Origin of the sequence: Desulfatitalea tepidiphila, from assembly GCF_001293685.1 — a bacterium.
GTDB lineage: Bacteria > Desulfobacterota > Desulfobacteria > Desulfobacterales > Desulfosarcinaceae > Desulfatitalea > Desulfatitalea tepidiphila.
In genome coordinates this window covers 799724-812537 of sequence record NZ_BCAG01000003.1, presented here as the reverse complement: position 1 = coordinate 812537, position 12814 = coordinate 799724, and the positions used below count along the sequence as shown (strand labels likewise).

At 60.5% G+C, this 12814-nt stretch carries 12 protein-coding genes; 6 read left to right on the top strand and 6 right to left on the bottom strand.

Going from position 1 to position 12814, the window contains the following annotated elements; genetic code table 11:
* Nucleotides 1-147: 147 nt before the first annotated feature.
* On the top strand, nucleotides 148-348 hold the full coding sequence (locus DFT_RS08080; RefSeq protein ID WP_054030708.1) for a hypothetical protein: 201 nt from the start codon (nucleotides 148-150) through the stop codon (nucleotides 346-348).
* 625 nt (nucleotides 349-973) lie between these two features.
* On the opposite strand, the gene DFT_RS08070 is transcribed toward DFT_RS08080, so the two are convergent.
* On the bottom strand, nucleotides 974-1273 hold the full coding sequence (locus DFT_RS08070) for an AF1514 family protein (protein WP_054030706.1): 300 nt from the start codon (nucleotides 1271-1273) through the stop codon (nucleotides 974-976).
* Between the two features lie 400 nt (nucleotides 1274-1673).
* On the opposite strand from DFT_RS08070, the gene DFT_RS08065 reads away from it, so the two are divergent.
* Nucleotides 1674-2120 carry a universal stress protein gene (locus DFT_RS08065; protein ID WP_054030705.1) on the top strand — a complete coding sequence of 149 codons (447 nt, stop codon included), beginning with the start codon at nucleotides 1674-1676 and terminating at the stop codon, nucleotides 2118-2120.
* A 19-nt stretch (nucleotides 2121-2139) separates the two neighbouring features.
* On the opposite strand, the gene DFT_RS08060 is transcribed toward DFT_RS08065, so the two are convergent.
* Nucleotides 2140-4482 carry a helicase C-terminal domain-containing protein gene (locus tag DFT_RS08060; RefSeq protein ID WP_054030704.1) on the bottom strand — a complete coding sequence of 781 codons (2343 nt, stop codon included), beginning with the start codon at nucleotides 4480-4482 and terminating at the stop codon, nucleotides 2140-2142.
* A gap of 17 nt (nucleotides 4483-4499) precedes the next feature.
* Entirely contained in the window at nucleotides 4500-4802 is a 303-nt protein-coding gene (locus DFT_RS26180; RefSeq protein WP_054030703.1) for a hypothetical protein, read from the bottom strand.
* A 223-nt stretch (nucleotides 4803-5025) separates the two neighbouring features.
* On the opposite strand from DFT_RS26180, the gene DFT_RS08050 reads away from it, so the two are divergent.
* Genes DFT_RS08050 through DFT_RS08035 form a run of 4 tightly spaced genes read left to right on the top strand, consistent with a single transcriptional unit; the run spans nucleotide 5026 to nucleotide 10128 of the window.
* Nucleotides 5026-5985 (top strand): aldo/keto reductase, encoded by a 960-nt coding sequence (locus tag DFT_RS08050; protein ID WP_054030702.1) that lies wholly within the window; start codon nucleotides 5026-5028, stop codon nucleotides 5983-5985.
* A gap of 13 nt (nucleotides 5986-5998) precedes the next feature.
* Nucleotides 5999-6841, top strand: a complete 843-nt coding sequence (locus tag DFT_RS08045; RefSeq protein WP_054030701.1) for a rhomboid family intramembrane serine protease — start codon at nucleotides 5999-6001, stop codon at nucleotides 6839-6841.
* Between the two features lie 25 nt (nucleotides 6842-6866).
* The gene (gene gcvT / locus DFT_RS08040; protein WP_054030700.1) at nucleotides 6867-9539 is read left to right on the top strand and encodes a glycine cleavage system aminomethyltransferase GcvT; all 2673 of its coding nucleotides are present in this window, start codon (nucleotides 6867-6869) and stop codon (nucleotides 9537-9539) included.
* A 55-nt stretch (nucleotides 9540-9594) separates the two neighbouring features.
* Nucleotides 9595-10128, top strand: coding sequence for a type 1 glutamine amidotransferase domain-containing protein (locus DFT_RS08035; RefSeq protein ID WP_054030699.1), 534 nt, complete (start codon nucleotides 9595-9597; stop codon nucleotides 10126-10128).
* A gap of 68 nt (nucleotides 10129-10196) precedes the next feature.
* On the opposite strand, the gene DFT_RS08030 is transcribed toward DFT_RS08035, so the two are convergent.
* From DFT_RS08030 to DFT_RS08020, 3 genes are read right to left on the bottom strand one after another with little or no spacing between them, the layout of a single operon-like run.
* A complete protein-coding gene (locus DFT_RS08030; RefSeq protein WP_054030698.1) occupies nucleotides 10197-10736 on the bottom strand; it encodes a hypothetical protein in 540 nt (179 codons plus the stop codon).
* On the bottom strand, nucleotides 10733-11308 hold the full coding sequence (locus tag DFT_RS08025; RefSeq protein WP_054030697.1) for a PspA/IM30 family protein: 576 nt from the start codon (nucleotides 11306-11308) through the stop codon (nucleotides 10733-10735). The genes DFT_RS08030 and DFT_RS08025 overlap by 4 nt, the downstream gene beginning before the upstream one ends.
* 18 nt (nucleotides 11309-11326) lie before the next feature.
* The gene (locus DFT_RS08020; protein WP_054030696.1) at nucleotides 11327-12748 is read right to left on the bottom strand and encodes a vWA domain-containing protein; all 1422 of its coding nucleotides are present in this window, start codon (nucleotides 12746-12748) and stop codon (nucleotides 11327-11329) included.
* Nucleotides 12749-12814: the final 66 nt, after the last annotated feature.

Sequence of the window (12814 nt, the reverse complement as noted above, 5' to 3'; positions counted from 1 at the left end):
GACCTCCCCAATATCCCTATAAAAATGATGCCGATGCCTTATGGACAAGGACTGCCCACCCCCATATAGTTGGAGTCAGCATTATCAAAAGCATATTTTTTCATAGTGGATTTAGACAGTTACCATTTTCACCAAAAGGAGCGCGCCATGATCTCTTCTCCCTGCAAAGACTGTCCAAAAAGACACCTTCCCAAAGACGAATGTCTGAAAACCTGTGAAATGTTGCAGAACATCCAGGGCATGCAACTGGCTCGAAGAGAGACCAATGTCTACACTGCCGTGGATTTTTCGGAGGAGAGCCGCTTCCAGATCGCATCCCCTTTCGCCAGTGCGTTGAATGTTTGCTGACAACGGGCCATAAAACCGTTGGCGCCTGTTGATCAGGACAAGTGAAAAAATTTACGAAAATCAAAATGGCATTCCGGGAAAAAATCCTTTTTAACTCGGGATTTTTTCCCGGTTAGGTCGGCATGCCGAAAGTTGCATCCTGACAAAGGAAAGGATTTCAATTTTGGTTTGGTCGGACGAAGGACTGATCAGGAAAGATTGGATCTTTGGAATGACAGATCACCTAAAAATGGATCTAGGAACCAAAGGGGAGAAAAATGGATTGAGACAATCCACACCCTGCATACCTCGGGAGGCAGGGAACACCGCTCACAACAAACGCTATGTGGACATTACCGCTATGATTCGAAGCTTGCAGCGCGCAGAAGGCCTGACCGATTGTTTCAGGCGCGGAGCCGTCGACTGCGATCAGCTTAATTGTGCTTGGCGAAAATACTGCCTGGAAAGCGTGGATGGTGTTCAGACTGACGATGTCTAGGACCAAATTTCCATAAGCTGAAGTTCAACTTTCACCCCTCTTATAACATGAACCACCTTCCCGCCAGGTGCCGGCCGGCGGAGGAGAGGTGGTTTTTGTCTTCGGTGCCCGACCCTTTGGGCATTCCACGGGTCTGCTCTCAACCGCTTACAATCTCAAATAAAAAAACTCGAATTCGCCATCGTTGATGTCGATTGTCAAATTATATCCCCTGGCCTCGGCAAACACGAGCCACGGTGGGCGGTCGCCGCCGCCGCATTCGTAGGCCGGCCAGAATTCACCCGTTTTTCCGCTGTGGTAGGATAGCATCATCGCGTTGGGGTCCATGGCACGTGCTTTTTGTTTGGCCATCGCGCTGGCTGCGGCCAGATCGAGTGCGCCGTCGGTCACCTGTATCTTGACGGTTTCGCGGGGGTATTGATTCATTTCCGATCCGATTTGCGTCATGTCGATCTCCTTTAATGCATGGGTTTGGACGTATCACCAAGATAAGCGCCAAAAGGGGATTGTAAAAGGGCCTGAACAACACCCCTCTCACTAAAGAGCGTCGGCTCACTGGCATCAGGTTCAAATCGAACCGCCACACCGGCAGAGACCTACTGTCCTGTCAGATTTCTTGCCAATCTGAATACCCCTTTTCCCCGTTCCCCCTCTTTCCGGGCATGTATCGCGACAGCCATCCCCGGCAATCCGTGCCGATGCCTCTTGGTATGTATCTCAACTTCTTGATATGTATACTTTAATCATTTGCCCAAAATAGTTCCCGCCCGACAGCAGGCTCCCCCGAATGGCATATCATTTGCTGTATTCTCTTTTTCAAACGAATCCAATGCCAAGGAGGTTCACCATGTATAAAAAGCTGCTCGTGCCCCTGGATGCATCCCAACGTGCCGAAGCGATCCTGCCCCATGCCGAGAGTCTGGCCAAAAGCTTCGACGCCAAAGTCATCCTTTTGTTCGTCGAGGAACCCCCCATGATGCTCGAACACGACGAAGTGGTCGACCAGGAAAAGCTGGCAAAGCACATGGCCCTCAAGCGCAAAGAGATCCAATCCTATTTTGATGCGATCATCGAGCGATGGCGTGCCAAGGGGATAACAGCCGAGGTGCTGTACGGGCACGGGCCCGTGGTCAACACCATCATCGACACCGCCCAACGCGAACAGGTCGACCTGGTGGCCATGGCCAGCCACGGCCGCAGCGGGCTCAGCCGTGCCTTCTATGGAAGCGTGGCGGCCGGCGTGCTGCATCAGATCGATCGTCCGTTGCTTCTGATTCGGTCACTGGGCGCATAAAAACCGGTCGACACGTCTTTCAGGCGGAATGGTCCCAAAAATCGTTCAAGAGCGTTTTGAACCGGGAAAGATCGGCAAGCGTCCGGACTTGCCAGTTGGCGGGCAGGAGGGTCCGATAGCGCCGCTGGGCATATCGCTCGTCGATCAGCAGCACCACGCCACGGTCCGTCTCCGAGCGTATGACCCGGCCGGCGGCCTGCAGCACCCGGTTGATGCCTGGATACTGGTAGGCGTATTCAAAACCCCGCCGTCCGTTCAGGTCATAGTAGGCCTTGATCAATTCGCGTTCCGTGTCGATGCCCGGCAGGCCGACGCCCACGATGGCGGCGCCTGTCAGGCACTCTCCTTTCAAATCGATCCCTTCGCCGAAAATGCCGCCCATCACCGCAAATCCCACCAGGGTGCGCTCCACCCGGTCGGTGAAGCGCGCCAGAAAGCGTTCCCGGGAGGCCTCGTCCATGTCGCTCGACTGCACGATGACGTCCACATCTGGATGGCTGTCGCAGAAGGTTTCCCGGATCATGCTCAAATATTCGTAGGAGGGGAAAAAAAAGAGATAGTGGCCCTCCCGCTGCAATACCATATCTGCGATGGCACGACTCACGGCGGACCGGGAAATTTCCCTGCGGCGGTACAGGGTCGAAATCCCGGTAGCGGCAAAAACAGCCAGATGTGCTGTCGGAAAAGGAGAAACCAGGTCGAGTCGTCCGGCATCCGGTGAGATCCCCAGAACGGATTGAAAATAGTCGACGGGTGTCAAGGTCGCGGAGAAAAAAACGGCGGCCCGGCATCGCCGCCAGCACTCGATCAGCTGATCGGAAGGATCGATACAAAAGAGCCGAACGCGAAGATCCCTGCCCCTGGCTTCGGCAACGGTCGCATAGGCCTTCGAGTAGTTCTCGGCCACACGGACAAACCGCGAGCTGTCGAAATAAAATTGCAGCAAACCGTCCCGATACGCCTTGGGTTCGTTGAGACGCAACCATCGATCGGCCATTTTGAGAAAGGCGCGCACCCGGTCGACAAGCCCCTGCGGAGGATCCGCATCCACCCGCGTGCCGCCTGCCTCCTGGCAGCGCTTCCGCAGTGCAGCCAACCAGGCGTTGACCCGTCCCAAGGCCTTGTACATGCGAGGCTGCTCTTGTTTGAGCGCCCCGCGCAGTTCGAGAACCGCCTGCTTGTTCAAATCGGCCGAGAACATCTGCCGGGAGCGATCCACCAGGTTGTGCGCCTCGTCCACCAGGAGCGTATCGTGCCGCCCACCCTCTTCGAACAGCCGCTTCAACCGCACCGTGGGGTCGAAGGCGTAGTTGTAGTCGGCGATAATGCAATCGGACCAATCGACCAGTTCCAATGAAAACTCGAACGGGCAGACCTGAAAATCACGGGCCAGATGCTCGATGGTGTCGCGCTCCAGAGCGTCGTGGTCCAGGGCCGCCAGGATGGCCGGGTTGAGGCGATCGAAAAAACCTTTGGCATAGGGGCATTCGTCCGGCGAACAGGCGCTGTCAGGCGAAAAACAGATCTTATCCTTGGCGGTCAGACACATCCATTTCAGGCGCATACCTGCGTCCGCGAGTTCGGCCAGGGCCGTTTGCGCGGCCAGTCGGCCGGTCGTGCGGGCGGTCAAGAAGATCACCTTGCGGGTCGATCCCTGGCCCAGGGCCTTGAGCGTGGGATAGAGGACCGCCATGGTCTTGCCGATCCCCGTGGCTGCCTGGCTTATGAGCTGCCCGCTGTCACGGATGGTCCTGAAGACCGCCACCGCCATGTCCCGTTGCCCGGGACGATACGCGCCATAAGGAAACGGCAGGGCCGCGAGGCTTCGATCCCGGACCCGGGACCAATCGAACCGCCATTGCACCCATTGACGGTATCGGGCGACCAGATCATCGAAGAAAATCGCCAGCGCATCGACTTCGAAGCGGCGCATCAGCGTCAGGGTGCGCTCGCTCTCCAATTGCAGGTAGGTCAATTGGATGTCGACTTCTGCCAGCCCTTCCTGGCGGGCGTACATGTAAGCGTAGCATTGAGCCTGCGCCCAGTGGATCTCGTTGGGCTCGGCCTCGATCTCTTTCAGGGAACGCAAGGTACTCTTGATCTCTTCGATCACCACCGGTTCGGCGTCGGGAAAAACACCGTCGATGCGCCCGCCGATGTCCAAGGCGACACCGGCTAATTCCACACGCACCTGCACCGGCACTTCGGCTTCGTAACCGGCCGGCCGCTGCCGTTGGATGCGTTGATGGGCGCGAATGCCCTCGATGGCGCTGGCCGATCCCCGGAATTCGGCGCTCAAATCGCCGCTGCGAAGGACAAGCTCGACCAGGTTGCGAACGGAAATGGCAAAGGAGGGGTTCAATGGACGCGCGACCGCCTTCAGTCCGCTGCACACCGAAAGGCTTGGGCCGTGGCCGAGGTGTCGGTGCGGTGCAGCCAGACGATATGCGTTGCGCCGAGCTGGACGGCGCGCTCCCTCACCCGGTTCTCCATGGACTGGCGCGCCATGTAGCTGGAGAGATGATCGGCGTTGGCGGTTTCGGCGATCACGCCCAGGCGCTGGCAATCGGCGACCAAGGGCGCCTGGGTCTCGGTCAGCTGGGGATAGACGTTGCGGAACTGGGCACATCCCGCCAGGGCGATCAGCGCGGCGAACAGGATTGGAGCGAGCGTGTACTTCATTACCATCGGTCTCCTCATGGGTGGGTGCAGCGATAAAGGCATTATGCCATTCACAGCTTTGAGATGCAATTGGTATGCATCTATGGTATGCATCTGTGGTATGCATCTGTGCTAAGCTGTCGCCGAACGCACACACACCTTGCACCACCTGTATCCGTTGTTACTGTCAATCATGCGCCGGATAGCGAACCAAACCGATCGACGCTTTCATCAAGGAGGAATCATGGAACTACGCCAATTGGGACATACCGACATCCACATGTCGCCGATCATCATGGGCACCTGGCAGGCGGGCAAGGCGATGTGGACGGGCATCGACGACAATGACACCCGAAAGGCCATGCGCGCCGCCCTGGATGCCGGCATCAACACTTTCGATACAGCCGAAGTTTACGGCAACGGCCATTCGGAGCGTATCATCGCCGAAGCCCTCGCGGATGTGCGCGATCGCGTGGTTTTGGCCTCGAAGGTCTTTTCCAACCATCTCAAATACGACCAGGTGATCGCATCCTGCAACCGCTCCCTGAAAAACCTGAAAACCGACCATATCGATCTGTATCAGATTCATTGGCCGGCAGGGACGTTCGGCCATCCGGTGGTTCCCGTGGAAGAGACCATGCGCGCGCTCAACGATCTCAAGGCGCAGGGTAAAATCCGTGCCATCGGCGTCTCCAATTTCAACCGGCAGCAGATCGAGGAGGCGTCGCAGTATGGCGCCATCGAAAGCCTTCAGCCGCCCTACTCGCTTTTCTGGCGCGCGCTCGAAAAAGACGCCGGTCCGTACTGTTCCGAAAATGGTCTGAGTGTGCTGGCCTACTCCCCCCTGGCCCAGGGACTGCTCACCGGCAAATTCGGCCCCGGCCATCAGTTCGCCAAAGGCGACCATCGTGCCGGGCATCGTCTTTTTCAACCCGACCACTACGCGCGGGTGCAGGCCGCGCTGTCACAACTGCGGCCTATCGCCGATGTTTACGGCATCAGCCTCGGCCAACTGGCCCTGGCATGGGTGACCGCCCAACCCAATTGCTTCGCCATTGCAGGGGCGCGCAACGCCGAGCAGGCGGTTCAGAATGCGGCGGCGGGCGAAATCCGGCTCAAGGCGGCCGACCTCGAAGCCATGGACCGTATCGGCCGCACGGTGACCGACCATCTCGATGACAACCCGGTGCAGTGGCAGTGGTAGAAAGGTTCGTTAAATGAATCGTCCCTCGCGAAAGTCCATCCTGTGCCCCAACTGCCGCAAGTTGATCAGCGAAGATGAAGCCCGATGCCCGTTCTGCGGTATACAAACGCCCGGCTCCCGCTGGAAAAACAACCTGCTGACGCGCGGATGGGGCTCGGGAGACAACCTCATTCGCATCATCATCTATGTCAACATCGGGATGTACGTATTGAGCTGGCTGATCCATCCACGCATGCTGGGAGCCGGTTTCAATCCGTTGCGACTCTTCTCTCCGGATCAGAATACGCTGGCCGCGCTGGGTGCCACCGGCACGCTCCTGATGAACCGAGGCGGTGGATGGTGGACGTTATTGACGGCCAACTACCTGCACGGATCGATCCTGCATATCTTCTTCAACATGATGGCCCTGTACCAGATCGGCCCGCTCATCGCACAGATGTACGGCGCCTACCGGTTCCTGGGCATTTACACCCTGAGCGGGGTGATCGGCTTCTGGATCTCTTACATCGCCGGCATTCCCCTTACCATCGGGGCCTCTGCAGCCCTGTGCGGACTGATCGGCGCCGCCCTCTATTACGGTAAAAGCCGCGGCGGCATGTTCGGCCAGGCCGTGTACAAACAGGTCGGCGGCTGGGCGCTCTTCATCCTGCTGTTCGGGTTCATGGTTCCCGGCATCAACAACTGGGCCCACATCGGCGGCATGGCCGCCGGTGCCGCAACCGGCCTGGTGTTATCTTATAATGAACGCTCCCGAGAAACCCTCGCCCACCGGATGCTGGCCGGCGGCTGTTTACTGGCCACGGTTCTGGCGCTGGCCTGGGGCCTCTTTCGGGGCGTGGTGTTCTGGCTGAGTTGATCCCCTGGCGGAAAGGATAAGACTCATGGAATCCTTGGGACGTACTCCTTTGTTTTCGAAACACGCGGCATTGGGCGCCCAGATGGTGCCCTTCGGCGGTTGGGAGATGCCGGTGCAATATCCGACGGGCATCCTCAAGGAGCATTTATCCACCCGGCGCGGCGCCGGTCTCTTCGATGTGGCCCACATGGGGCGCTTCATCGTGAGCGGCGATGGCGCCTTGCCGTTCCTCCAGCACGTGCTGACCAACAATGCAGCGGCTCTGGAGGTGGGACAGAGCCAGTACACCCTCATCCCGGCCGAGGACGGCAGCGCCGTCGACGATGCCTACCTCTATCGTTTTTTCGCGGACCACTACCTGCTTGTGGTGAATGCCGCCAACCGGGAAAAGGACTGGCGGCACCTGCAGGCCGCGGCCCGGTCTTTCGCGGCGGTCGAGTTGACAGATCAGACCGCCGACATCACCATGCTCAGCCTGCAGGGTCCAGGGTCCAAGGCGATCCTCCAGGCGATGACAGGCAGCGACGGCTTGCCGGAACCCCAGCGCAACGAACTGCGTACGACTCGCTATGAGGATCACGACCTGTGGATTGCGCGCACCGGTTATACCGGCGAACCGCTCTGCTTCGAGCTCTTCTTTCCGTCCAGATGTGCAGAGGCCGTCTGGGATCGGCTCATCGAAGGGGGCGCCCTTCCGGTCGGGCTCGGGGCCCGGGACACCCTGCGCCTCGAAGCCGGCCTGCCGCTGTACGGCCATGAACTGGGGAACGATCCCACGGGCCGCCCGATTCCGATTTTCGCCATCGCCCTGGCCCGTTTCGCGGTGAGTTTCTCGCCGCTGAAAGGCGATTTTATCGGCAAAGCAGCACTGCAGCGGCAATTCCAGGCCCTTCACGAGATGTCCCGGGGACGCTATGATCGCCTGGCCGATCTGCCCTTCCGGGTTCGACCCCTGGCGCTCATCGACAAAGGCATCGCCCGTGCCGGGGCACCGCTGTTCGTATCGATTTCGGGCAAAGAAACAGCGGCCGGGTGGGTCACCAGCGGGACGATGGTGCCCTATTGGGTGTTCGACGGGGAAGGCCTCTCGGCCCGGCTCACCGAGCGGAGCGAACGGCGGGCCATTGCCCTGGGCTATCTGGACAGCCGGATCGAAGATGGCGCCGTGGTCAGCGTCGATGTCCGCGGCAAGCGGCTCCAGGCCGGTGTCATGCCCTATTTCCTGCGCAGCGAAGCCCCGCCCTATGCCCGGGCCATCATGTGGGAAGACTACCGCCGCACCCTGCGCAACAAACGACCCGATGCGATATCGGCCGCCACCGATAAGGCGCACCAGTGGGTTCTCAAAGCCATCGACAACCATGCCTGGCGCCAGCAGCACTGCATCAACCTGATCCCGTCGGAGCAGACGCCCTCGCCGCTGGTGCGCCAGCTCTCCATCAGCGACCCGGTGGGACGCTATGCCGAGCACAAGCCGGTCAAGGCCTTTGCCGACGCCGACATCTTCTACTACCAGGGCACCGACTTCATCGCCGCCGTGGAACAGGCCCTCTCCGAAGAGATGCGCCGCTATTTCGGCTGCCGCCAGGTGGACCTGCGGCCCATCTCGGGACAGATGGCCAACATGGTGGTCTTCAGCGCCATGGTGGACCATCTCAATCGCAACGATCGCAAGAGCGAGCAACGCCGCATCCGGCGGGTGATGAACCACCACATCATCAGGGGCGGACACCTGAGCGCCCAACCCATGGGCGCCCTTCGCGACTACGTGATGCGCGATCCGACCACCGAGCGGCCGGCGGTGGTCAACTTTCCGGTGCTGGCCGACAATCCCTACAACGTGGACATCGATGCGTGCCGTGAGCTGTTGGCGCGCTACCGGCCGGAACTGATCATCCTGGGAAAAAGCATGATCCTGCACAAGGAACCTGTGGCGGACATGCGCCGGATGATCGACGAACTCGGTCTCGACACCGTGCTGCTCTATGACATGGCTCATGTATTGGGGCTCTATGGCCCGCACTTTCAGCAGCCCTTCGCCGAGGGCGCCGACCTGGTGACCGGATCGACCCACAAAACCTTTTTCGGCACCCAGCGCGGGGTGGTAGCCGCCGACATGGACCCGGCCGATCCCCTCGCCATGCCCCTGTGGGAAGCGATCCAGCGGCGCGCCTTCCCCGGATCGGTGAGCAATCACCATCTGGGTACCCTGCTCGGGCTGCTGTTGGCGACCATGGAGATGAACGCCTTCAAGGACGACTACCAATCCATGGTCATTCAAAACGCCAAGGCGTTCGCCCGCGCGCTCAAGGCCTGCGGCCTGGACGTGGCCGGGGATCCGGCCATCGACTTTACCGAAACCCACCAGGTCATCGTTCGGGTGGGATATGCCCAGGGGCCCGACGCGGCCCGACGCCTGGAATCCAATCATATCATCTGTAACTTCCAGGCCGTACCCGAAGAAGAAGGTTTTACCGCGTCCGGCGCCCTGCGCCTGGGGGTGGCTGAAATGACGCGTTTCGGCATGCAGCCAGGTGACTTCGAAAGCGTGGCCCAACTCATGGCCGATGTAATTCTGCGGCGCCGTGAGGTGGGCGAGGCGGTCAAACGGCTGAGGCAGGGTTTTACCCGCATGCAGTTTTGCTTCAGCGGGGAGCAGTTCGACGACTTGATCGAAACCCTGTGCAGCCTGAAATAGTCTTTTAGCCGTCTCAGAATGAATACCCTGGGTCGGTTATGGATGAGGTGCCATCATGCGTTTAAAAAGCCATCGCATCGCCGTCCTCGTGGCGGAAGGTGTTGAGGACCTCGAATTCTACGTCCCTTTCATGCGGCTGCAGGAAGAGGGCGCGGAGGTCGTTGCCGCCGGGCTGGATACCCGTCCCGTGCGCGGGAAGAACGGCCTGAAAATTCAACCCACCGCAACCATCGCATCGCTTGAAGCGAACAATCTGCTCGGCGTAGTGATTCCCGGTGGTTGGGCCCCGGACAAACTGCGACGCCACAAGGCGGCCACCGATCTGGTCCGAGATATGGATCATGCCGGCCGGATCGTGGCCAGCATCTGCCACGGCGGGTGGGTGCCCATTTCGGCCGGCATCGTGCGCGGCCGCCGGGCCACCGGTTCGACGGGCATCAGGGACGACCTGGTCAACGCCGGCGCCACCTGGGTGGATGTGCCGGCCTTCAGAGAGGGCAACCAGGTGTGGGGCCGCGTGGTCGCCGACATCCCGGATTTCTGCAGGGAGTTGGTGGCCGCCCTGGTCGAGGCGGCCACGCGATCATGACGACTCCCATCCGACCCCGGCTGTCATCGTCTCTGACATCATTCCGGACATCCTTATAGATAAACGGTTCAGGATTCTATGGCCCTTTCAGCTTCCCGCAGGGCCACCTGGAACGGGTCTTCGTCCCCTTGCGTGCCGGTGGATGGTGACACACCGGGTACCATAAAAAAGTAGAGCGCCTGCACCAGGAAGAAGAGCCAGACGGCCACCGCCCATGTCAACGGCGTGGTCGGCCGGCACATGGCCACCAGGGCGGCGCCACCCCCCACGGTAAGCACTTCGGCCATCAATCCCCGCAGGACATGGCGTTTGAAACAGATGCCGCTTCGGATCCAGCTGAAAATTCCCAGTCCGAGCAGAAAGAAGGCGGCCGAGACCTGCGGCCAGAGGGCTGCACCCAGCAGTATACCCAGCGGGAAAACGATGGACAGCAGACCGGTTCGGCTCCAGCGGGCCAGCAGCAGGGCATAGAGCGCGGCCTCGGCCCAAAGGGCCAACTGGAAGGCCGCAGACCAGCCCCAATGGCTCGCGTTCAGCCATGCCACCGGGAGCAGAAGCAGGCCGCTCGCCAAACCGAAAACGATGGTCGTGCGCACGGGTTTGATCATTGGGCACCTCCTTGGGGGACACCGCCCTGGGCCGCGCTCTCCTTGCAGCGCAGCAGTTCGAGTTCGACCTCTTCCTCCGAGGGATGACTATGGGCGGCAGCATCGCCCCACCTTCCGGCCGCGTCACCCCCTGCGCAGCTTTCCATCTGTTGCCAGTAGGCCGCACACTTGACCTTGAGACGCTCCAACTGCTCCTCCTGTTGCCGGATCACTTCACCCAGGCGGACGTGCTCCGCGTCCAACTGCTGCCGCCGGCGCGCCAGACGGTCATCGTCGGCCTCGAGCACCAGCCGCTTGCGGATCAATACCCGGGCGATATCGTCCTTCTCCTTGCGGACGGCCAGGTCCAGGTCGGCCGCCACTTTCTGCCGTTCCCTTTCCCGCGCCCCACGTTCAGCGTCCATCTGCCGGGAGATCCGGTTCAAGCCGTCCAACCGCTGCCGTTTCTCCTGCAGGCTGCCCTCCATCTCCCGCACACACTGTTTGAGCAGCAATGTTTTATCTTCCACCTGATCCATCACGCCGTGCAGGTCGGCTTTAAACAATCTGAAAATGCGAGTCATCACACCCATCTTCTCGTCTCCTTTCGTCTAATTTTTGGCCCGGCGCTCCCGGTAGCTTTCGTACTGCAGGGCCTTGGCGTTCTGCTTCTGTTTGGCCGCCACGGCCGCAGGCGGCCCCGCAAACGTCTCGGCCACCGTCTCCTCCAGAGCCTTGATGTCCTGATCCAGATGACGGGTCACGGCAGCGGATCCCACGGCGGCATTGATCCGGCGCTTCTCGGCCGCATAGTCGCGGATGCGCTGTTCGGCTTCCGAGGCCTCTCCCCGCCGCAGCGCATCGGCCACCGCCTCTTTGAGCTGATTGTAGGATTCCTGAACCACGTGCCCGCCCCAGGTCTCCTTGTCCACGCTGGCTGTCACCGCCTGCCGATCCATGCTGCAGGCCACAAAGAATTCCCCGGTCGGCGCCAGCGCATGTTCCTGGCCCTGGGACTGGTAGGTGAGTCGCGCACCGCCGATGGAAAAACGGCCTTCCCGATCGGTGGGCACCTGAAAGGTCAGAAACAGTTTGCGCTCGCCGCCGGCGATCAAATCGCCGGCCCGCACCACGGCATGCCCCGCTGCTCTCCGGATGGGATAACCGCCGGCGTCGATCAGACGAACCCCTTCGGCCAGAGGCACCCTGAGGGTCACGTCGGCAGCCGCCACCTGGCGCGCGGTCTGGAACTCTTTTTCAAACACCTGGGCGAACACCAGCGGGTCCTCCAGGAAATAATAACGGCCCAGACCGTGGTCGGCGATGGTAGTCATGAGCAACTCGTTGAACTCCAGGCCGACGCCCACCGTGCTGACGGCAAAGTGACCGTCCGTGGCCGCGGCCGCCATTTGCCCAAGGGCACCCGGATCGGTGATTCCCTGGTTGGCCAGCCCGTCGGAGATCAGGATCACCCGGCGCTGACGCGCCGTGTCAGGCGCCGTCTGAAGCAACTCGATGCCCTGCCGCAACCCGCCCCCCAGATTGGTGCTCCCGCCGGCCTGGATCTGGGCCATGAGTCGGGCCAATTGGGTGTGCCGGTCGGCCGACATGGCGGTCAGCGGGGCGACCACCTGTACCCCGTCGGCATAGGCCACCAGGGCCAGCCGATCCTTGGGGGTCAACCGCTCGATCAGTTGCAGGACGGCGTTGCGGGTCGCCTCGATTTTCTGCCCTTGCATGGAGCCGCTGCGATCGATGACGATGACCAGGTCAACGGGTCTTACCGGCTCGTCGTCGGACGGTGTCGCGGCCGCAGCCGCCATGGTCACTGCCATTGCAACCCGGCCATCCGATCCGACGAGAACCTTGTCCTGGGTGATGCGGGTCGCCACACTCACCCGGCCGTCGCCCCCCATATCCGGTAACGGACCGCCTTGAACCGCCCCGGGATGCACGCCCATGTAAGCCAATGCCGCCACGGTCACGGCGATCAGTCCCAAGATCACGATCATTCCTTTGTTCAGTGTGCGCATGATAGTCTCCCTCCTTCGTTGAATGTTGCGTTTTACCGGTCTTTCATGGTGCGATTCTATGCCCAC